The 20355-nt window shown below is 67.4% G+C and carries 20 protein-coding genes; 9 read left to right on the plus strand and 11 right to left on the minus strand.

Annotated features, from left to right (window positions below; translation table 11 throughout):
* Nucleotides 1–7: 7 nt before the first annotated feature.
* Nucleotides 8–217, plus strand: coding sequence for a hypothetical protein (locus OHQ87_RS23310; RefSeq protein WP_328341143.1), 210 nt, complete (start codon nt 8–10; stop codon nt 215–217).
* Here OHQ87_RS23310 and OHQ87_RS23315 read toward each other — a convergent pair.
* From OHQ87_RS23315 to OHQ87_RS23340, 6 genes are all read right to left on the minus strand, one after another.
* The gene (locus OHQ87_RS23315) at nt 214–3627 is read right to left on the minus strand and encodes a DEAD/DEAH box helicase family protein (RefSeq protein ID WP_328341145.1); all 3414 of its coding nucleotides are present in this window, start codon (nt 3625–3627) and stop codon (nt 214–216) included. The two genes, OHQ87_RS23310 and OHQ87_RS23315, sit on opposite strands and share 4 nt — an antisense overlap.
* A gap of 44 nt (nt 3628–3671) precedes the next feature.
* Nucleotides 3672–4850, minus strand: coding sequence for a restriction endonuclease subunit S (locus OHQ87_RS23320; RefSeq protein WP_328341147.1), 1179 nt, complete (start codon nt 4848–4850; stop codon nt 3672–3674).
* Nucleotides 4847–6373 (minus strand): type I restriction-modification system subunit M, encoded by a 1527-nt coding sequence (locus tag OHQ87_RS23325; protein WP_328341149.1) that lies wholly within the window; start codon nt 6371–6373, stop codon nt 4847–4849. The genes OHQ87_RS23320 and OHQ87_RS23325 overlap by 4 nt, the downstream gene beginning before the upstream one ends.
* A gap of 261 nt (nt 6374–6634) precedes the next feature.
* Nucleotides 6635–7834, minus strand: a complete 1200-nt coding sequence (locus OHQ87_RS23330) for a helix-turn-helix domain-containing protein (RefSeq protein WP_328341151.1) — start codon at nt 7832–7834, stop codon at nt 6635–6637.
* Nucleotides 7821–7991, minus strand: a complete 171-nt coding sequence (locus OHQ87_RS23335) for a hypothetical protein (RefSeq protein WP_328341153.1) — start codon at nt 7989–7991, stop codon at nt 7821–7823. Before OHQ87_RS23335 ends, OHQ87_RS23330 begins: the two co-directional genes overlap by 14 nt.
* Nucleotides 7988–8230, minus strand: a complete 243-nt coding sequence (locus OHQ87_RS23340; RefSeq protein ID WP_328341155.1) for a hypothetical protein — start codon at nt 8228–8230, stop codon at nt 7988–7990. The genes OHQ87_RS23335 and OHQ87_RS23340 overlap by 4 nt, the downstream gene beginning before the upstream one ends.
* Before the next feature lie 111 nt (nt 8231–8341).
* Here OHQ87_RS23340 and OHQ87_RS23345 point away from each other — a divergent pair, with 111 nt between their 5' ends.
* The 5 genes from OHQ87_RS23345 to OHQ87_RS23365 all read left to right on the plus strand — a co-directional run bounded on the left by OHQ87_RS23345 (nt 8342) and on the right by OHQ87_RS23365 (nt 13079).
* Nucleotides 8342–9253, plus strand: coding sequence for a helix-turn-helix domain-containing protein (locus OHQ87_RS23345; protein ID WP_328341157.1), 912 nt, complete (start codon nt 8342–8344; stop codon nt 9251–9253).
* 10 nt (nt 9254–9263) lie between these two features.
* A complete protein-coding gene (locus tag OHQ87_RS23350) occupies nt 9264–9446 on the plus strand; it encodes a DUF397 domain-containing protein (RefSeq protein ID WP_328341159.1) in 183 nt (60 codons plus the stop codon).
* 651 nt (nt 9447–10097) lie between these two features.
* The gene (locus OHQ87_RS23355; protein ID WP_328341161.1) at nt 10098–11426 is read left to right on the plus strand and encodes an AAA family ATPase; all 1329 of its coding nucleotides are present in this window, start codon (nt 10098–10100) and stop codon (nt 11424–11426) included.
* Between the two features lie 7 nt (nt 11427–11433).
* A complete protein-coding gene (locus tag OHQ87_RS23360; RefSeq protein ID WP_328341163.1) occupies nt 11434–12045 on the plus strand; it encodes an RloB family protein in 612 nt (203 codons plus the stop codon).
* A 344-nt stretch (nt 12046–12389) separates the two neighbouring features.
* Entirely contained in the window at nt 12390–13079 is a 690-nt protein-coding gene (locus OHQ87_RS23365; RefSeq protein WP_328341165.1) for a hypothetical protein, read from the plus strand.
* Nucleotides 13080–13134: 55 nt separating this feature from the next.
* Here the strand turns inward: OHQ87_RS23365 and OHQ87_RS23370 are convergent, their stop codons facing one another.
* Entirely contained in the window at nt 13135–13518 is a 384-nt protein-coding gene (locus OHQ87_RS23370) for a hypothetical protein (RefSeq protein WP_328341167.1), read from the minus strand.
* A 176-nt stretch (nt 13519–13694) separates the two neighbouring features.
* Here OHQ87_RS23370 and OHQ87_RS23375 point away from each other — a divergent pair, with 176 nt between their 5' ends.
* Genes OHQ87_RS23375 through OHQ87_RS23385 form a run of 3 tightly spaced genes read left to right on the plus strand, consistent with a single transcriptional unit; the run spans nt 13695 to nt 16661 of the window.
* Entirely contained in the window at nt 13695–13928 is a 234-nt protein-coding gene (locus tag OHQ87_RS23375; RefSeq protein ID WP_328341169.1) for a hypothetical protein, read from the plus strand.
* Nucleotides 13925–14482, plus strand: a complete 558-nt coding sequence (locus OHQ87_RS23380; protein WP_328341172.1) for a DUF6879 family protein — start codon at nt 13925–13927, stop codon at nt 14480–14482. Before OHQ87_RS23375 ends, OHQ87_RS23380 begins: the two co-directional genes overlap by 4 nt.
* Before the next feature lie 28 nt (nt 14483–14510).
* Entirely contained in the window at nt 14511–16661 is a 2151-nt protein-coding gene (locus tag OHQ87_RS23385; RefSeq protein WP_328341174.1) for an ATP-binding protein, read from the plus strand.
* A gap of 68 nt (nt 16662–16729) precedes the next feature.
* On the opposite strand, the gene OHQ87_RS23390 is transcribed toward OHQ87_RS23385, so the two are convergent.
* From OHQ87_RS23390 to OHQ87_RS23405, 4 genes are all read right to left on the minus strand, one after another.
* Nucleotides 16730–17539 carry a pectate lyase gene (locus OHQ87_RS23390; protein WP_328341176.1) on the minus strand — a complete coding sequence of 270 codons (810 nt, stop codon included), beginning with the start codon at nt 17537–17539 and terminating at the stop codon, nt 16730–16732.
* Between the two features lie 313 nt (nt 17540–17852).
* Entirely contained in the window at nt 17853–18575 is a 723-nt protein-coding gene (locus tag OHQ87_RS23395; protein ID WP_328341178.1) for a CDP-alcohol phosphatidyltransferase family protein, read from the minus strand.
* Nucleotides 18550–19617, minus strand: coding sequence for an iron-containing alcohol dehydrogenase family protein (locus OHQ87_RS23400; RefSeq protein WP_328341180.1), 1068 nt, complete (start codon nt 19615–19617; stop codon nt 18550–18552). The genes OHQ87_RS23395 and OHQ87_RS23400 overlap by 26 nt, the downstream gene beginning before the upstream one ends.
* Nucleotides 19605–20336 carry a phosphocholine cytidylyltransferase family protein gene (locus OHQ87_RS23405; protein ID WP_328341182.1) on the minus strand — a complete coding sequence of 244 codons (732 nt, stop codon included), beginning with the start codon at nt 20334–20336 and terminating at the stop codon, nt 19605–19607. The genes OHQ87_RS23400 and OHQ87_RS23405 overlap by 13 nt, the downstream gene beginning before the upstream one ends.
* Nucleotides 20337–20355: the final 19 nt, after the last annotated feature.

Consider the following 20355-nt stretch of genomic DNA (forward strand, 5'->3'; position numbering starts at 1 on the left):
GCATACGGTGAGCACCAGATCAGGGCGGGAGTTCTCCAGGTATGAATCCCTGGTGGCCGGAGGGTCGATCCGCCTCAAGGCCACCACCACGAACGACCTCGACCAACTGCCCTGTTACGACGTCCCGGCCGGGGTGTCGCCCCTCGATCTGCTGCTCGCCGACAGGCGGACGTCAGAATCGGTGGGTTTGCCGGTCACGGCTCCCGGTGCCGATTAGGCCACCTCGGTTGCCGGGGTGGCGGTGTCCCGGACGGAGTTGAGGATCGTGACCAGGCGGTCCAGGTCGGCGGACGGGAAGATCGATTCCGGGTCGGGCGCGATGTCGCTGAACGGGGATTCGTAGAGCCGCTCGGGCTTCATGACGCCGTTCTGCGTCAGGTGGGCGATGATCAGGCCGATGAAGCTGATCTGGTTGGCGGTGAGGGTACGGCCGGTCAGGAACTCGCTGAACGCCTCGTTGGCCGCTTCCCGGTCCAGCCCGACCAGCGAGCGGATGAAGATCCCCAGCCCTTCGGAGGAGCGGCGGACCCGGTCGATGTCCTCGGTGCCGCCACCGCTGGCCACCAGCATCCGTTCCAACTCGTCGAGGTCGGTGGGGGAAAGCTGCTTGTTGCGGCGCAGCTTCTGCAACGCCACGTGGTCCTCGTGGGCGCGCAGGTAGACCTGGGCCTTGGCGCGGAACCGCTCGAAGTTCGTGCCGATCCTGATGTCGTTGAGCGAGACGAGCGAGATCTCCCCCAACTCGTCGCTGAAGTCGGTGTAGACGATGGCCCGCTTGGACCGGGAGATCAACCTGATCAGCTCGCGCAGGCGTCGACGGATCAGCTCCAGCATCGGCAGGGTCACGTCCTGCCACCACTCGTCGCCGGCCACCTCGTCGAGGAGCTGCTGCTGCTCGCGGACCATCGGGATGCTGGTCTGCTCCAGCAGCGTCGAGGCGATCTCCTGCACCTGCCCACGCAGCCGCGCGTAGTCGGGCAGCACCTGGAACTGACCGAGCTGGAGGCGCAGCACCATCAGGTCGAACCGCTTGGCTGCCTCGTCGTTGTCCTGCACTGCGGTGGGCAGGCCGGCGAGGTTGTCGCCGATCTCGTCCACCGCCTCGGGGGTCAGCCGGCGCCAGTGCGCGAAGTCGACGTAGTGCTCTACCAGGCGGCGCTTGGGGCGTACGACGAAGTTGTCGAGGTGGATGTTCGCCACCCGGGTGTGGAGGTTTCGGGCCAGCTCCCAGCGGAGGCCGGTTTCGCTCTGCGTCCCGTCGGTGTCCGGCTCCGGGCCGACGTCGGTGGGAAGACGCTGGTCGAGGCGGTGGATCAGGTCGAGCTGGGCCTTGAACAGCCGGGTGGTCAGCGGCTCACCCAGCTTCCCCTGCGCCGGCTCGGGGTTCTGGTTGAAATACTCGAAGTTCCGGCAGAAGTCGAAGACCAGGAAGTCCTTCTTGTCCTGCCCGGGGCCGTAGAGCTCCTTGCAGAGCCGGGTGCCCCGGCCGATCATCTGGAGGAACTTCGACTTCGACCGGACGGGCTTGCAGAAGACCAGGTTGACGACCTCGGGCACGTCGATGCCGGTGTCGAGCATGTCCACCGAGATCGCGATGTGCGGGTCCTTCTCCGGCTGGGAGAAGTCGTCGATGAGGCTCTGCGCGTATTCGGTCTTGTGCGTGATGACCCGGGCGCGGTGGCCGGCGTGCATCGGATACGCGTCGTCGAACCGCTTCTGGATGAAGTCGGCGTGATCCTGGTTCCTGGCGAAGATGATCGTCTTCCCGATCCGGTCACCGCCGGCCACCCTGTGGCCGTGGGTCATCAGCGTCGCCAGGACGTTGTCCACTGTCTTCTCGTTGAACACCCACTTGTTGACCGCGTCCGCGTCGACGTTCTCCGGCGGCTCGTCGTCACCCCAGTCGAGCGAGTCCCAGCGGTCCCTGTCCTCCTCGCTGAGGTCGTCGTAGCGGATGCCGTACCACTGGAAATCGGTCTCCACGGAGAACGCGCGCGGCGGGACGAGGTAGCCCTCCTCCACCGCCTCTTCGAGGTCGTAGTGGTCGGTGGGGACGCCGTCCTCAAGGTGGAACAGGCTGTAGGTGTTGCGGTCGATCTCGTTGCGCGGGGTCGCGGTGAGCCCGACCAGGAGGCTGTCGAACCAGGAGAAGATCGCCCGGTACTTCTGGTAGACCGACCGGTGCGCCTCGTCGATGATGACCAGGTCGAAGTAGCCGGCCCCGAAGCGCCGTCCACCGGTCGCGGTCTCGTTGATCAGGCCCATCATGGTCGGGTACGTCGAGACGTACACCCGGCCCTCGGTGTCCTTCTCGGTGACCAGGTTGACGGTGGCCGCCTCGGGCAGGTGCGCCTTGAACGCGTTGACCGCCTGGTTGACCAGGGCGGTGCGGTCCGCCAGGAAGAGCACCCGCTTGACCCAGTTGGCCCGCATCAGCACGTCGACCAGGGCGATGACGGTACGGGTCTTGCCCGCGCCGGTGGCCATCACCACGAGCGCCTGGCGCTGCCGGTCCCGCTCGAACGCCTCGCCGATCTTCCGGATCGCCCGGTGCTGGTAGTGCCGCTCGACGATCTCCGGCTTGATGGGCACGTCCGCGAGCGCCAGGCGGGTGGAGCGGCGCTGGATCAGCAGGGCCAGCTCGTCGCGGGTGTAGAAGCCCTGCACCGGGCGGGGCGGGTAGCCGGTGTCGTCCCACAGCCAGGTGTCGTAACCGTTCGTGTAGAAGATGACCGGCCGCTGACCGTACCGCTGCTCCAGGCAGTCGGCGTAGAGCTTGGCCTGCTGCTTGCCGTCGGTGGCATCCCGCCGGGCGCGCTTGGCCTCGACCACCGCGAGCGGCTTGCCGTCGGCACCCCACAGCACGTAGTCGACAAAGCCGGTGCCCGAGCCGTTGGGCATGCCGGTCACCGGGAACTCGCGGTCGTCCGGCCCGTCGAGCCGCCAGCCGGCCTCGGCCAGCATGAGATCGATGTAGAGGTCGCGGGTCTGCGCCTCGTCGTAGTCGTGGTCGTCGGGGCGGGCCTCGTTGGCGGCCTTCGCGGCGGCGATCTGGGCGCGCAGCTTCGCCAGCTCGGCATCGAGGGTGGCGCTCTTCTTCCGCTCGGCGGCGAGCGCCGCGTCCCGGGCGGCGAGCTTCTCGGCGAGCACCTTCAGCTCGGCCCGGGTCTGCTGCCGCACCTCGGAGGGGGCCGGACGGGAGATCAGATCCGGGTCGAAGGCCAACGCGCTCGCCGGCAGGTGCGCCTGGTCGCGGGTGTAGTGCCGGGCGATCCAGTACGTGACGTGGAACAGCTCGCGCAGGACCGGCACCGAGTCCTTGTCGGTCACCGGCGTCTTCTCGTGCACGGCCCGGTTGCCCTGCTTGCGGATGACGTTCATCTTGACCTGGAGGGCGGTGCCGACCAGGTTGCGCAACGTCGGCTCGTGGATCTTTCCAGAAAGATCGTTCTTGTACGGGCGCTTCAGCGTCGCGTCGGCGTCGAAGAGCCAGCCGAGCGCGAGTTCCAGGGTGCGCCGGGCATAGAAGCACGAGCCCCGCGGGTCGGCGACGGCCAGCCGCTCGGCCCGCAGGGCCTCGTCAAGCAGCTCGGGCCACTCGGCCCGCAGGAACGCGAAGTTGCTCATCGGTCGTCGACCCCCCATGGTGGACAGCCCCAGAGCGTCTCACATCAGAGCAACCCCCGGAAAGCCCGATCCTGCAACGACGCGAACAACGCATCTAGTTCGGCCGAACTTGTTCGATACTGCGTTCTGAGTCGCCGCACGGCTTCAGTACGTTCCGCGTACTTTAGCTGAATAGCACGTGGAGGACACGGTATAGCAACGCCCTTCACGTCGTCAAAATTCAGGCCAGCTTTAACTCCCTGACGGTTTCTTCGAAGGATTTGATCTTGCCCAATTGGTGACGACAAATAAGCAGAAAGGTACACCGGCTCCAGTTTTGAGCATCGAAGAATTGAAAGATGCTGGTTAATGTAAGCCGTACTGAGACCATCTGGGACAACGGCTGTGCGGCCGAGATCCGCCGTAATGCTTAACAAGACATCGCCCGGCTCCACCCTTGCTCGCCTTGCTTCAGCGGTTTCCGGCGCTTGCACGTAAGCAACGTCTTCCAGCAGGAGTTCACCACCTCGTACGTTCTGAATCCTGAGGAAGAGGTCTCCGTGATCTGCATAATGGACGGCCCAGCCCCGTGAGCCACTTGTCAGGAAATCAAGGAGCTCTCCAAGAGTAGCGGTTGGCCAATCCGTTAGAATGCTGTGCGTACCTCCAAACATCTCAAGAAAAATGGATTGAGTGAGGACGTCCAGGTGAGCGAGGGATTCCCGGCGCTTGGCGCGGAGTTCGTCCGCCCGATCCAACACGTCGGCGATTCTCTTCTGCTCCAACAGAGACGGAGTCGGAACCGAAAGACCAGCGAGGAAGGCTTCCGGTACGCGACGTTGCCCTGCACTGCCAGTCATCCGACGTTCACCGGCGACGCGAACTTGGGGCCTACGCAGGAAATGGAGGAGATAGCGCGCGTCAAGCCGGGTTTGGTTTGGGCGAATCACATGGAACTCGGTCGAACCGACGCCTATCCGATGCTTGAGCCCAGCCTGAGCAATCTTGCCATTTTCAAAGCAGGGGGTGATCTTCGCGACCAGGACATCCTTATCGGAAAAAACGGTGTAACCCTTGCTGACCTCGCCGAAAGCTCGTTCCTCGCCCATCTCTGTGGTTCCGGTCTGGCCGTCAACCGCAGACATGGGAACGAATGAGATGAGATCATCGTCTGCCGGACGACTGGTCAGCCTTGGATTGATCGAAGCGACATCTGCCAGCTTGGAAGAGGCCGGCGCGCTCATCCGAGCATCGCCTTCAGGTCGGTCATGCCCTGCTGGATCTCGGATTCCAGGCGTTCCAGATCGGCCAGGATGTCCAGTGGCGAGCGATGTTCGGTCTCTTCGTGGACGATCTCCTTGTAGCGGTTGAGGCTGAGGTCGTAGCCCTGCTCGACGATGTCGGCCTTGGGCACACAGAAGCTCTGCTCGGTCCGCGCCCGCTGCAACTCGTCCCCGCCCCGGCGGGACCACCGCGCCAACGCGTCCGGCAGGTTGTTCTTCGCATGCTCGTCCCCGGTCAGCACCGCACCCGGCCCCAACTTCTCGGCCGGCAGCAACGGAGTCCTCTTGTCGTCCAGGCTCCAGCCGTCGGCGGTCACCTCGTAGAACCAGACGTGGTCGGTCCCGCCGCTGTTGGTCTTGGTGAAGAACAGGATCGCGGTGGAGACGCCCGAGTAGGGCTTGAAGGTGCCGCTGGGCAGCTTGACCACTCCGTCGAGCTTCTGGTCCTCGACCAGCATCCGGCGCAGCTCCTTGTGCGCCTTGCTCGATCCGAAGAGGACGCCCTCCGGCACGATCACGGCCGCCCGCCCGCCGGGCTTGAGCAGCCGGAGGAAGAGGGCGAGGAACAACAGCTCGGTCTTCTTGGTCTTGACGACCCGCTGGAGGTCCTTGGACGTGCTCTCGTAGTCGAGGCTGCCGGCGAACGGCGGGTTGGCCAGGATCAGCGAGTACTTCTCGGACTCGCCGCTGACGCTCTCGGCGAGCGAGTCGCGGTAGCGGATATCCGGGCTGTCCACGCCGTGCAGCAGCATGTTCATGCTGCCGATCCGCAGCATCGTGCCGTCGAAGTCGAAGCCGTGGAACATGTTCCCGTGGAAGTGTTCCCGCTGCTTCGTGTCGAGCAGCGCCTCCGGGTGGACGCGCCGGACGTACTCGTTGGCCTCGACCAGGAAGCCAGCGGTGCCGCAGGCCGGGTCGCAGATCTCGTCGTCCGGCCTCGGGGCGGTCATCTCGACCATGAGCTGGATGATGTGCCGGGAGGTGCGGAACTGTCCATTGTGTCCGGCCGTGGCGATCTTGCTGAGCATGTACTCGTAGAGGTCACCCCTGGTGTCCCGGTCATCCATCGGGAGCTTGTCGAGCATGTCGACCACTCGGTCGAGAAGCGCCGGGCTGGGGATGGTGAACCGGGCGTCCCGCATATGGTGCGAATAGGTGGAGCCGTCGCCACCGAGCCGCTGGAGGTACGGGAACACCTGGTGGGTGACGGTCTTGAACATCGTCTCCGGATCCAGGTCCTTGAACCTCGACCAGCGGAGTTCCTGCTCGTCCGGCTTGAACCGCAGGGTGACCGAGGCGTCCGGGAAACGTTCCGCCTTCTTCAACTCCCGCGTCTCGATCTCGTCCAGCCGCTTGATGAAGAGCAGGTAGGTGATCTGCTCGATCACCTCCAGCGGGTTGGAGATGCCGCCCGACCAGAAGGCATCCCAGACGCGATCGATCCTGCTCTTCAGTTCACCGGTTATCACGTGCCTCGTCCCCATGGGTGTCGCGTCATGCTTGGCCTCACAGGCTAGCCCTCGCCAATGGTCAAGTGGAGCGGGCTTGCCGGCCAGGACTTGCTGGCCGGCAGGCAGCGGCGGCGTCGAGGACGTCGTGGGCGGCGGCCGACAATCGGCAGTCCGGAATCCGGCAGACCCGACAGTGACCGTCCGGGCCGGGCCGGTGGTCGCGGAGGACCGCTCGGGCGGTGAGGATCAGCCGGTTGCGGATCTGCGCCAGCGACAGGTGCGGCCCGGTCATGGTCAGGTCACCCCGAGGGCGGCGGCGAGCTGGATGCTCGTGGCCGGGGCGTGCGGGGCGCGGGCCACCTGGCCGAGCACGTCCCGGGCGACCGGTCGGTGGCGCACCTCGGCGGGTGCCATCCGGTCGGCGTCGGCCAGCACCCGGCCGGCGTTGGCCGGGTCGTCGGCCTGGAGGTAGGCGCGGGCCGCGTCGATCAGGTGCGCCGCCCGGTGTTCCAGCGGCAGCCACCGCCAGGCGTCCCGCCGGGTCGTCCTCTCGTGCCAGGCCACCGCCTCGCCGGCATGGCCCAGGTCGAGGGCGACGGCGGTACGGGCGAGGTCGACCGCCGTCGGCCCGAACGCGGTCCGGTGGTGGTCGTGGCCCTCGCCGACCTGCGCGGCCATGTCGGCGGCCTCGTCGAGGAGTTCACCGGTGGCGCGGTCGTCACCCCGGTGGGCCGCTGCCAGGGCGGCCTGCACCAGCAGCGTCCCGCACAACGACAATTCGCCAGGGTCACCGTCCTCGGGTTCGAGCGGGGCGATCCGGTACGCGGCGGCGAGCGCCGCCGACACCGCCGCCCGTGGCCACCCCGAGGCGCGGAACACCTGCCCGAGCTGCACCGTGGCGGCGGCCACCAGCAGGGGGTCGCCGGCCCCGGTTGCCATGGCCCGATCTGCGGCCAGCCAGGCCAGCTCGGCCTCGCCGAGCTTCACCAGCAGCGACGCGGTGAGCCGGTAGACCTCCACCAGCAGCGGGCGGCTCCGCTCGTGATCGTCGGCGGCTACCCGTTGCACGCCGGCCAGCAGACCCGGCAGAACGTCGGTCACCTGCGGATACCGGGCATGTTGGAACAGCACCCAGGTGTGCTCGACATCCCGGACCACCCGGTCGGCCGAGGGCACCCCACGGGCCGCCGGTCGACCCAGAGCGATTTCGTACGCCGACAGCGCCTCCCGGATCCGCGCCACCCTCTCGACCCCCTGAGCCGTCACGGCGGGTTGGGTGTCCCTGCCGAGCAGCACGGCGGCGTCGATCCGCAGCACGGCGGCGATCTCCCGCAACGTCGACACCTTGTCGAGCGACCGGATACCGCGCTCGACCTTGTCGACCCAGGACTTCGACCTGCCGAGCCGATCGGCGAACACCTGCTGCGACAACCTGCGCCGCCCCCGCCAGTACGCCACCCGCCGGCCGACAGGCAGCAGCTCACTGCTGTCCACGACGCCACCGCCGATCCGGCACCGCCCTGGTGGTCTCCTCGGCCGGTATCCGCTCCGCCTCGGCCTGGGCGAGGATCCGTTGCCGGGCCGCCTCGCGCTCCGCCGCCTGGATCTGCTCGCCCCGGTCCGCCCGGTCGGACTTGCGCCGCGCCTTCACGACCAGCACCCCGCCCGGTACTCCCCCGCCAGCGTCAACAGCGGCCGTTCCGGCAGCAGCGGCCGTTCCGGCAGGTGGGGCACCCGCGCCACCCCGATCACCCGGTACGCCGCCAGGCGCTCCGCATGGTTCGTCGCCGGCCGGAGGCGGTCGAGCGGGTTGACCCGACGACGCCTGAACGGCCGCCAGAGCCTCGCCAGCAGACCGGGGTACGCCGAATCCTTCGCATGCCGAGCCATGGACACCTCCCGAGACGTAGCTACTTCCGCACCAAGAGTGACAACCTTGGTTCGGCAAGTCTAGGCTTCCATGGAAAGTTTCTTGGGAGGCTCGCCTTTCGCCTGGCGACCTTGATCCTGGCGATGGAAAGGGGAACACTGACGGTGTTCGCGACCTTGGAGGTAGACGTGGCGAGGACGAGCGGTCCGACGATCGCGCGGTGGCAACTCGGCCGGGAGCTGCATCGGCTTCGTGAGATAGCCGGCGTCTCGCACAAGGAGATTGCGACCGAACTGGGCTGTTCCGAGTCGAAGATCTACAAGATCGAATCAGGCGTGGTCGGCGTCAGCCGGGCCGACGTGATCGTGATGCTCAGCCGCTACGGCGTCAGTGACGATCGGATACGGCAAACCGCTCTCGACCTCCAGCGCCAAGGCAAGGAGCGAGGTTGGTGGGCGAAGTTCGGCCAGCTCCCGAACCCTTACAGCATGTACATCGGGCTGGAGTCCGCAGCGATCGCAGTCCGAAACTTCGAGCTGGCCGTTGTACCCGGGTTGCTCCAGACCGAGGCATACGCCCATGCGATCACCAGTGCTGCTTGGCCGGGACAGAGCGAGGAAGCACGCCGCCGCGTCGCGGTGCGGATGACCAGGCAGGATTGCCTGACCGAAGAGCCGGTCCTGAAGCTCTGGGCAATCGTCGACGAGGGCGTGCTACATCGTCAGACCGGCGGCCCAGATGTCATGCGCGCCCAACTCCACCATCTCATCGAGATGGGCGACCGGCCGAACATCGAGCTTCAGGTATTGCCGTTCGGCGAGGGCTGGCACCCCGGCACCGTGGGTTCCTTCTCGATCCTGGAGTTCCCGGAGGACATCCACAGCCCGGTCGTGTACGTGGTGAGCCAGGCGGGAGACGCCTATCTCGAACGCGAGGATGACTTACGGCGGGTTACGCTTACCTACACTCACCTGCATGCGGCAGCACTCAGCGTCACCAAGTCGCGGGACCTGATCGCCGCTATCGCAAAGGACATGACATAGGGGAGGCGGCATGGACCGTTCACGCGCGGAGTGGCGCAAGAGCAGCCGAAGCGACGCCAACGGCCAGTGTGTCGAAGTGGCGGACCTTCGCGACGGGGTGGCCGTCCGGGACAGCAAGGACAAGACCGGCCCCACCCTCGCCTTCGACACTCAGGGCTGGCGTACCTTCGTCGACTCCCTCAAGCACAACTGACTCCGCCCGTCGTACCGAATGCGGCAGTGACCTGCCCCGGCCCCCGTCGCGGAGGCCGGGGCGCGCTGCTTTCCCGCATGGTCGAAGCCCGATGACGGGCAGGCGGCGGAACCTCTACGGAAGCGCCGAGCTTCAGCAGCGCCTGAGCGTGTCACGCGTCCGCATCGTCCAGCTCACCAGCCGCCCCGACTTCCCCGACCCCTTCGACCGGTTGGCCGGCGGATCGGTCTGGCTCGTGCACGACGTGGAAGCCTGGATCACCGAGCACCAACCATGGAAGGCCCGAGGCGCAGACGAACCCCCGTCACCGACCGTTGAGCGGAGCAAAACCCGTGGGTCGAAGTAGCGGTATCCTGCGCGCGGTTGACACCTCCGACGTCCCGGTGATCAAGAGGCTTGCGTCATCGGGAAGATCAAAGTTGACGCAAACCTCTTGATCACTCGGCAGATCGAAGCGGGGGGCCTGCCTCCTCGGAGCGGACGAGCCGCTCACTGGGCAAGCCGATCAACACCGACGGGCCGCTCAGTGTCGCCGGCGGATGCCAAAAGGTCAGCTACATCGCGCCCCCGATGCAGAAACAGGCCGGTTTTCGTCGGAATCCTGCGAAACACCAGCGCTGGTTGCGCCCTGACCTGCGGTAGCGTGCACCTGTGCTTATCAGGTTCGAGGCCAGCAACTACCGGTCGATCGCCGAAGGTGTCGAGCTGTCGATGGTGGCGGTGGACCGCGACCGCGAGGCAGCCCGGGACGCCCCACACCTCGGTGAGAGCCTGCTGACCCGAGCCGCGATCTACGGGCCGAACGCCTCCGGCAAGTCCAACGTCGTCGGCGCGCTCGCCTGGCTGCGCGACGCGGTTGAAAACTCACTCCGGCTGTGGGAAGACGAGATTCCGCTGGAGCCTTTCGCCTTCGGCCCGGCACCGGCCAGGTCCAGCGAGTTCGTCATAGAAACCACAGTGGGCGGTGTGCGCTTCGAATACGTCGTCGAACTCGACGCCCGCCACATCATTTACGAGGGACTTTTCCACTATCCCGAGAAGAAGCAACGCCGGATCTTTGAGCGGGAGGGTTCCGAGCTTAAGCTCCAGCGCGGGCTGGGCGCACTGTCCGGGACTCGCGAGTTGCTGACGGAAAGTACACTCGCCCTGTCCGCCGCGCGCCGCTTCGACGAGCCGCTCGTCACGAATTTCGCCAGAGAGATCCTGCGCATTCAGGTGCTCGGCCAACTGCCGCGCCCGCGCCGGCCGGGAGCGTTCTACAACTTGTTTAGGCCGCGGCACTCCGGCAAGCCCGACACGGCCCGCTGGTTCGATGGACCAGACAACGAACAGCCATTACTGGTTCCCTTCGTCAGCGAAGGAGAAACCGCCCCCGGCGACGAGGGGAAAGATTGGTCGACGCTGAGCAGTCGGCAACAGGCACTGGCACTGCTGCGCCTTGCCGACCTGGGCATCGAAGATGTGGTCATCGACATGCAGGAAGTTGTCTCTGCCGGCGGCGGGACGATGACCCAACGCCGTCTACGACTCCTGCACAGATCCGGAAACGATTCCGCGCCGCTCGACTTCTCTGCCGAATCGGAAGGAACAAAAACGTGGTTCGGCCTGATCGGGGCGGTGCTGACCGCGCTACGGGCAGGGTCGATCGTCATCTTCGACGAGCTGGACGCCAGCCTGCATCCGACGTTGTCCGCAGAGCTGCTGCGGGTCTTCCAGAGCCCGGTCACCAACCCCCACGGCGCTCAACTCATCTTCACCTCGCATGACACCAGCCTGCTCAACCATCTGAACCGGGACGAGGTCTGGCTCACAGAGAAACAACTCGATGGCTCCACCCGGCTCGGCGCGCTCGCCGAGTTCGCCGGCGAGCGGGTGCGGAAATCGCAGAACCTCGAAAGTGCCTACCTGCACGGCCGGTTCGGCGCGCTCCCCCAGGTCGACCAGACGGAGTTCCTGCGGGCGCTCGGTCTGATCGGCTGACGACACGATGAGCCCACGCCGCCGGGAAACGAAGCCCCTCAAGCGCACCGTCGCTCGACGCCCGGAGTTGCGCACGGTCGTCGTGTTCTGCGAGGGCATCAACTCCGAGCCCGACTACATCAACGGGCTGAAGAAGCTGCCCGAAATCGCGGACAACACCGCCCTCAACCTCGAAATCCACCCCGACCAGGGCGTCCCGCTCACACTCGTGCAGATGGCGGCCGACCGCCTCGCCGACCCGGAGGTGGACGAGTGCTGGTGCATCTTCGATGTGGAATGGCCGAAGAACCATCCGAACCTGCATCGCGCCAAGCAGTTCGCTCAGGCCAAGGGTGTCGGGCTGGTGATCTCGAACCCGTGCTTCGAGCTGTGGCTGATCCTGCACCACAGCGAGCACACGAAGTTCGTCGACACGGCGGAAGCCGAGAAGATGAGCCGCAAGCTTGACGGCCGCACCGGCAAGAGCATCGACAGCAGCATCTATATGCCGCTGCGAAAGCAGGCCGCCCGCCGGGCCGAGCAACTCGAAAAGCGGCACGCCAACAACGGCACCGCGTTTCCCGACGACAACCCGTCCTCCGGCATGCATCACCTGCTACGGGCACTCGGCGCAACGTAGCCGACGGCCCGTTGGGCCGGGTGTGCTGCGGCGAAGTAGCGGCGTCCGGGCGCGGTCGATACCGCTACTTCGCCCCAGGTAAGTCGATCACCGTGAGGCGCGGCGCTGGGAGCGGAAGGCAGCGCCGTTGCCTGTAAAGAAGGCGATAGTCGGGCTCGCCCATGTCTCAGCCCGGCAGCCACCGTGCAAGTTTGCGCTGGTGGCGGGGGTGGGTCCGGTACGGCCGGCGGGTGGTTACCCGCCGCATTGCGCGCATACGTACGTCTGGCTGCCGCCGCGTCCCACCACGTAACCTGAGCGACCGCGACCATAGTGGACGCCGGTGGATCCGAGGAGTTCGACGCATGGTGACAGATGCCCACGACGGGCCGGTTCCGGAAGCGGCCGGAGGTGGGCAGCGGGTCCTCGATCTGCTGGACAAGGCGATCACCCTCCAGAGCCCACTGGTGCGCAAGAACATCGCGCGGGCCCGCCAACGCAACCCCGAGGCGACCCCCGCCGAGGTGATCCGCAACCTGGAGCGGATGTACGTCAGCGCCCTGACCGGGACGGGTGCCGCAGTCGGCGGAGCCGCAGCCGCCCCCGGCGTCGGCACGGGAGTGGCACTGGCGCTGTCAGGCGGCGAGTTCCTCTCGTCCCTCCAGTTGAGCGCCCTCTTCGCGCTCTCCATCGCCGAGGTGTACGGCGTCCCCATCGACGAGGTCGAGCGCCGCCGGACGATCGTCATGGGCATCATGCTCGGCGGCTCCGGCTCCGCCACCATCACCAAGGTCGCCGAACGCACGGGTCAACACTGGGGACGGGTGATCGTCGGGCACGTCTCCGGCGAGACGTTGCGTCAGATCAACAAGGTGCTGGGGAGACACTTCATCACCAAATACGGCACCAGGCAGGGCATCATCGTGCTCGGCCGGGTGGCACCGTTCGGCGTTGGCGCGGTGATCGGCGGTGGTGCCAACGCAGCCCTCGCCGCGCTGGCCGTCCGGGCCGCCCGTCGCGCCTTCGGCCCACCCCCGACGTCATGGCCAGGCTGATGCCCAGCACCCCGGCAACGTCCGAGAACCTGACTGCGGTCGCCGCCGGTCTCCTTCACGACCCGCCGAACGAGATACCCCCATGGACGTCGCGGGCCTGCACCACGGGCCCGCTGACATCGCCCGAGATGGAGTTCGTCACGCTGTCCCGGCCTGCCGCGACGGCCGCGTTGGCCTGCTTCCAACGCTCCTGGAACTCTGCACCGAACGCCGGGTCGCGTCGGGCCTCGCGGTCCAAGAGAAGGGCAAGGGTACGCGCGTTGTCCGGTGACGGCTGGTGGAGCACACCCTCGATGACCTTCCGCGCCTCGGGCTCGCGCCGAAATCGGTCCCGCAGGAAATCGGTCAGCGCGGACACTGCCAGCCGGCCGCCCTCGGCAATCTCGGTGGTCGTCCACGCGACGAGCGTTGTCGCTGCGGTAACCATGATTGGGTCCACCGTCGGTCCACCTCCAGGCGGCCGGCTCCGGCCGGCACAAGGACCAACCGAAGACGGTCAAGCATGTCCGAGCTATCCAGATCGGATTGACGATAACAACTTGTTCGACCACTACGCTACGCACTAGCTTCGTCACCGAAGGCCCTGGCTGGGCATGTGATTCGTCGGAGGTCGCAGTGAAGCTGACCAAGCTCTACAAGGACCCCGGGTCGGGCGGCAACGGCTGTCCGACGGTCTACCTCGCGGACAATGGGGAGCTGGTCGTCCAGGGACACCTGGTCGACGGCGACACCCTCGGCGAGTTGGAGAACGTGCTTCCCGGGGAGGGCGCGGTGCGGATCTCCGCCGACGTGGTGCTCGGCGCGATCGAGCGCTACCGCGAGTCCCGGGCTGCGGTGAACCAGGGGTGACCCGCCCGTTCACCTCACTCGATGACGCCGAGTTCAACCAACTGTTCCGCGACTTCCGATACACGGCCTACCGGCTGGAGACGCTTCAACGGTACGACGTGTCGTACGAGCAGGATGAGTTCGCCCGGTTCCTGGCGGGCGAGACCCGCGGCGAGTTTCCCGGGATCGCCTCCTGGTGTGACACCGTGCGGGCGGCGGCATCAGCTGGCAAGCACATGCACCGCGTCCATGTCGTCGCTGAGCCGGTTTCGGATTATGTCCGGTTCGAATGCGGCTGGGCCTACGAACACACGGTCGAGGCCGGCGAGGACGTCCGTCTCATCGTGGTCTCGGGCGACGACTGGCCGGCAGCACTGCCGCACTACGACTACTGGTTGTTCGACTCCTCGCGACTCGTGGCGATGTACTACGACGAGCAGGGGCGGTTCGTCTCCGGCGAGTTGATCAGCGAACCGGAGAAGATCGTCCAGGCCAACCACTGGCGTGACGCCGCCGTCGCGGCATCCATCCCCTACCGGACGTACGCAGCCCGACTCCAACCCCGCTCCCCATAGATCGCCACTCACCGGGGAGGGAGCCAGCATGCACACCGCCCACAACGAGTCGTCAGGAGATGCTGAGGCCGTCGTTCAGGCCGGGACGGTGTACGGCGGCATCAACCTGTTCGGGCGTGCGGGACCACCACCTCCACCACCTCGCCAACTGCCCTTCGACGCGACCCGCTTCGTCAACCGCCAGCAGACCATCACCCGACTGGACGCCGCACTGCCAGCCGAGAACGCGACGGCTGCTGGCGGCCAGTCGATGACGGTTGCGGCCATCGCGGGCGCCCCCGGCGTGGGCAAGACAGCCTTGGCCGTGCACTGGGCGCACCGGGTCCGGCAGTGGTTCGCCGACGGCGATCTCTACGTCGACATGCGCGGCTACGGCCCCGGACCGGCCTTGGACGTCGGACAGGCATTGGACACATTCCTGCGCGCCCTCCATGTGCCTGCCGATCAGATCCCGACGGATACCGAGGGACGCGCCGCCCTCTACCGGTCCGTCCTGGCCGGCAAGCGGGTGTTGATCGTGGTGGACAATGTGTCCACGGTCGGCCAGGTCCGGCCGCTGCTGCCGGCGACCCCGAGCTGCATGGCGATCATCACCAGCCGCAGCCGGCTCTCCGGCCTCGTCGCGCGGGAAGGAGCGTCACGGATGACCCTGGATGTCCTGTCCCCCGACGAAGCAGTTGCGCTGCTGAGCGACAGCATCGGCGGCGACCGCGTCAACGGCGAGCCGCAGGCCGCCGCCGAACTCGCCCGCCGCTGCGCCTACCTCCCGCTCGCCCTGCGGATCCTCGGCGAACGCATCGCCAACACCCCCCATGCCACCCTCGCGGAGTTCGTGGCTGACCTGGCACTCGTTGAGCGTCAACTTGATGCCCTCACCATCGACGGTGACGAACTGTCCGACGTCCGGGCGGTGTTCTCCTGGTCCTATCAGGCTCTGCCGGAGGACACGACGCGGTTCTTCCGCATCCTCGGATTGCATGCCGGCTCCGACATCTCCGCCGCCGCAGCCGCAGCCATCACCGGCGTGAACCTGCCCCGAGCCCGCAACCTCCTCGACCAGCTCACCGCTGCGCACCTCGTACAGAATCCTGCCCGCGACCGGTACCTGTTCCACGACCTTCTGCGCGCCTATGCCCTCGAACGCGCGCAGGGCGAAGAGACCCCCGAACAGCAACGCCGAGCGCGACGCCGCGTCTACACCTGGTACCTGTGGATGGCCGAGGAAGGCCGGAAGATCATCCTTCCCTACTCCCACGCCATCCCGCTGCCCCCAGCCGGACCTGACGTACCGCTCACTCCTCCCAGCGCCGTGGCCGAGGCAATGGCCTGGTTCGAGCGGGAACGCCTCAACCTCCTCGACAACGTTCGACAAGCAGACCAGTTGGGTGACCACGACATCGCCTGGCAGATCCCTGTGGTCAGTGACGGCTTCTTCGAACTCAAGTCGTACTGGGCCGACTGGCGCGAGATCCACCTCACCGGCCTACACGCCGCACGGTCCACCGGGTCCCGCCTCGGCGAGGCCGCCAACCTCCGTTGCCTCGGCGACGCCTACTGGCGGACGGAGCAGCGCGATGCCGCGCTCGACTGCTACCGCCAAGGCGTCGAGGCCAGTCGCGACGTCAACGACCACTGGGTGGAAGGATTCTGCCTCCGGGGTCTGGGCCTCATCCACGAGGAACTCGGCCAGTTGGAAGAAGCCCTCGATCTGTACGGCCAGGCACGGGAGCTTTTCCGGCGTCACGGCATCGCCCGAGGCGAAGGCATGTCGCTGCTCAGTCTCGGCAACTGCCACCGCGCACGGGGACACCTCGATATCGCTATCACCCAATACCGCCAAGCGGTCGCCGTCCTCGACGGCATCAACGACCAGTGGAGCGTCGCCTGGGCCTCCTACCCCCTCGGCTTGGCCTACCAGCAGGCCGGCCAACTCGACGAAGCCCTCGAACAGCATCAGCGGGCACTGGAGCTTTTCCGCAGATTCGACGACCGACGCTGCGAAGGGCTCACCCTCGCCGGCCTCGGCGACACCTACCATGCCGCCGGCCAACACCCCGATGCACAGCGCTGCTGGCAGCAAGCACTCCAGATCCTCGACCCACTCGGTGACCCTCACGCCGACGCTGTCCGCCGTCTCGTCGCGCAAGCCGACAGCTCGAACGAAGAGCATCCGGCCTGATCCAACCCGCCATGCCGCGCACGTCCACCTGGGGAAGTGCGCGGCCCGCCTGGGGTTTGGCGTGGGAGTTACTTGTAGACGATGTTCGACGACGTGTACTTGCAGTACGTACCGTCGGGCCCGCTGCCGGTCTTGACGGGCTCGGCACCGGAGCTGTTGCCCGTGTAGCGGTCGCAGATGGAGATCTTCCGGCTGCTGTCGCCGTAGATGGTGATGCCCGAGAACGTCGCGGTGTCGCCGTAGTTGGTGTTGATGCCGGCGAGCACCTTGCCGGGGGCGGTCACCGTGACGTTCTGGATGACGACGGTCCGCTTGTACTGGGTCGAGCAGTTGCCGCACGACCGGTACAGCTTGCCGAAGTTGCTGACGTCGAAGTTCTTGATGGTCAGCTTGCCGCCGCCGTTGTGCTGGAACACCTTGTCCGAGGCGGACCGGGCACCGCCGCCGTCGACCGTGTAGTTCGCCGACGAGCCGCCCTTGAAGGTGGCGGCGTCCTCGCCGACGTCCTCCCACCACACGTTGACCAGCGTGCAGGTGCCCTTGCAGTGGATGCCGTCGGCGGCCGGCGAGCCGATGATCACGTTCTTGATCGTCGCGCCGTCGGCCAGTTCGAGGATCGGCTTCTGGCTCTCGCTCTGGCCGCCGTCGCCCATCGCGCCGCCGGCCTTGAAGCGCACCAGGCCGTAGTCCTTGGTGCCGCTGACCGACTGGGTGCTGGTGACTGTGGTGGTGCTCTTGGCCGTGGGCCAGGTGGCGGCCTGGGCACCGGTCTGGGTCACGACCAGGCCGGCAGCGACCAGCCCGACGGTGGCGAGCGGCACCAGGGCGAGTCGCCACCGCCGGTGGCGTGCTGGTGCGCCGTTCTCACGTGTGCTCACGTGTCCTCCGAATGGATCAAGGGACGGGTGGTGGTGGCGGACGGGTCCGCGCCGCAGGGCGCTCACCGGCGTGCCGTACACCTCGGGAAAGCGCTTGCCTGCAAGGTGTCACGTTACGATAAACGTCGATTTCTTGGAAGGGTCTGCGCTCGGGGAAGCCAAGATTCTGTTGCCCAGAGATCAGCGCGCCCGTGCAGGGGATCAACCCGACTCGATGGTGCGATGTAGCGGTATCGGAGCGCTTGATACCACTCCATCGACCCAGCTGAGTCGATCAAGCCGGGCGGGCCGACATGGCCCGCGCGAGTGTGGGTCAGCGCAGCGAGGCGCGGGCCGAGAAGGCGATGCTGGCCAGCAGGAACCCGCCGTTGACGATGGTGAACGCCACGATCACCCAGAACACCAGCGCCGGGGCGAGCATCAGCACCAACCCCGCCACGAAGATCACCGCGCCGTAGTCGCGGACCAGCTTCGCCAGGCGTACCGGCAGCGAGGTCGAGGTGACCATGCTGGCCGCGTTCGGGCCGGACTGCATCACCGAGGTCACCAGGTTGACCATCCAGGTGCCGGCGAAGGTCGCGATCAGCCAGGTCGGCGTTTCCGGGCGCTGCGCCACGGCGGTGGCGGACAGGGCGGCGACCAGGGCGATCTGGGCGGCCACGTCACAGAGCACGTCGACCCGGGCACCGGCCGCGCTGCCCTGGCCGGTCACCCGGGCGAGCTGCCCGTCCGCGCAGTCCAGGGCGTACGCCACCTGCCAGCCGACCAGCGCGACCAGCCCGACTACCCAGGCCGGGACGGTGCCGGCGGCGACCCGGTCGGCGAGCGCCACCACCGTCACCGAGGCGGCCAGGCCGAGCACCAGGTTGGTGATGGTCAACGCGGTCGGGCGCAGCCCGAGACGCTGGGCGACCAGGGCGAAGACGGCACCCAGCCACTGGCTGACCGACTCGCTGAACAGGCCGCCGCCCCGGTTTACCCGGTGGAAGTCGGCAACGGTGGGACGGGGTTCAGCCACAGTGGTCGCGGAGTGCACCGGCGTAGTCTGCCAGCCGCTCCCGCGTCTCGGTAACCGACATGGCCAGGTGCTCCAGGATGGTGTACCGGTCGGGGCGGGTGGCCGGGGCGAACTGCACCGCCTCGACGAACTGGTCGTCGGTCAGGCCCACGTCGGCGGGGTGCCGGGGCAGCCCGTGCCGGCCCAGGCAGGCCGACATCTCGGCGAAGCGCCGCAGGTCACCCCGCAGGTAGGTGCAGAACAGCGCGCCGAGCCCGGCCAGCTCGCCGTGCGACGAGGTGCCGGGAAAGAGGGCGTCGATCGCGTGCATGATCTCGTGGCAGCCGCCGCTGGCCGGTCGGCTGCTGCCGCAGACCGCCATCGCCAGGCCGCTGGAGATCAGCGCCTCGGCCAGCACCGTGACGAACGCGTCGTCGGTCATGTCGCCGGTGTGTGCGAGCACCGCCTCCGCGCCCATCCGGGCCAGCGAGGCGGCCAGGCCGTCGACCGGTTCGCCGCGTACCCGGCGGGCCAGTTCCCAGTCGGCCAGGGCGCTGATGTTGCTCACCACGTCGCCGATGCCGGCCCGGTTGTGCCGGTCCGGCCCGGCCGCCACGAAGTCGAGGTCGACGATCACCGCGATCGGGATGTGCACCCCGTAGGAGCCCTTGATGCCGCCGTTGATCAGGCTGGCCACCGGAGAGGCGATGCCGTCGTTGGCGAGGCTGGTCGCCATGGTCACCATCGGCAGCCCGCGCCGGGTGGCGGCGTACTTCGCCACGTCGATGGTCTTGCCGCCGCCGATGCCGACCACCGCGTCGTACGAGCGTTCGCGGAGCTTGCCGCCCAACTCGTCGGCGGCGTCGAGGGTGCCGCCGGCCACGGTGAACACGTCCGCCGAGCGCAGCGACGGCCGGATCAGCTCGGCGATCTGTTCGCCCTGCCCGGGGCCGACCGCCACCGCCACGTCGCCGCCGGCGGAGATCCGCCCGTCGGCCAGGATCGTGGCGAGGTCGGCGACCGCCCCGCGCCGCACGTCGATGTGCAGCGGGGTCAGGATGGTACGGGCTAGTAGCGGCACGCGATCTCCCGCGCCCGGGTCAGGTCGTCGTGGTTGTCGACCTCGACCCAGGAGACGTCACCGATCGGCGCGGCCCGCACCTCGCCACCCCGGTCGGCGAACTCCTGGTAGCCGTCCTCGTAGTAGAGGTTCGGGTCCCGCCGCCAGGTCGCCTCCAGCGCGTCGGCGAGCGCCCCGGCCACCTGCGGCTCGATCAGCGTCGCGCCGATGTACTCCCCGTACGCCTCGCCCGGATCCATCAGCTTGGTGATCCGGGTGAGCTGGCCGGCGGCGTCGAAGGTGGTCTTCATCTCCTCCTCGGCCAGCGCCTTGAGGGTGTCCACGGCCAGCAGGATGCCCGGCCCGCGCTCGGCCAGCAGGGTCTTCTCCACGCCCACCGGGTGCACGGTGTCCCCGTTGACGAGCAGCACACCCCGGGCGAAGTGCTCCCGGGCCAGCCACAGCGAGTAGGCGTTGTTCCACTCCTCGGCCTTGTCGTTGTGCACCAGGCTGAGGGTGACGCCGTACTTCTCCTCCAGGGCCGGCTGCCGCTGTACGACCGCGTCGGCGGCGTAGCCGACCACGATCACGATCTCGGTGAGCCCCACCTCGGCCAGGTTGCGCAGCGCGATGTCCAGGATGGTGGTCTCACCGTCCACCGGCACCAACGCCTTGGGCAGGGTGTCGGTGTACGGGCGCAGTCGGCGCCCCGCACCGGCCGCGAGCACCATCCCGATCATGCGGGGCCTCCCTCGTACG

The sequence above is a fragment of the Micromonospora sp. NBC_00421 genome (assembly GCF_036017915.1).
Taxonomy (GTDB): domain Bacteria; phylum Actinomycetota; class Actinomycetes; order Mycobacteriales; family Micromonosporaceae; genus Micromonospora.

Coding starts and splice junctions, on each gene's coding strand:
- OHQ87_RS23315 (WP_328341145.1), bottom strand. CDS start 3,627: ATGAGCAACTTCGCGTTCCTGCGGGCCGAGTGGCCCGAGCTGCTTGAC.
- OHQ87_RS23320 (WP_328341147.1), bottom strand. CDS start 4,850: ATGAGCGCGCCGGCCTCTTCCAAGCTGGCAGATGTCGCTTCGATCAAT.
- OHQ87_RS23325 (WP_328341149.1), bottom strand. CDS start 6,373: ATGGGGACGAGGCACGTGATAACCGGTGAACTGAAGAGCAGGATCGAT.
- OHQ87_RS23340 (WP_328341155.1), bottom strand. CDS start 8,230: ATGGCTCGGCATGCGAAGGATTCGGCGTACCCCGGTCTGCTGGCGAGG.
- OHQ87_RS23350 (WP_328341159.1), top strand. CDS start 9,264: ATGGACCGTTCACGCGCGGAGTGGCGCAAGAGCAGCCGAAGCGACGCC.
- OHQ87_RS23360 (WP_328341163.1), top strand. CDS start 11,434: ATGAGCCCACGCCGCCGGGAAACGAAGCCCCTCAAGCGCACCGTCGCT.
- OHQ87_RS23365 (WP_328341165.1), top strand. CDS start 12,390: ATGGTGACAGATGCCCACGACGGGCCGGTTCCGGAAGCGGCCGGAGGT.
- OHQ87_RS23385 (WP_328341174.1), top strand. CDS start 14,511: ATGCACACCGCCCACAACGAGTCGTCAGGAGATGCTGAGGCCGTCGTT.
- OHQ87_RS23405 (WP_328341182.1), bottom strand. CDS start 20,336: ATGATCGGGATGGTGCTCGCGGCCGGTGCGGGGCGCCGACTGCGCCCG.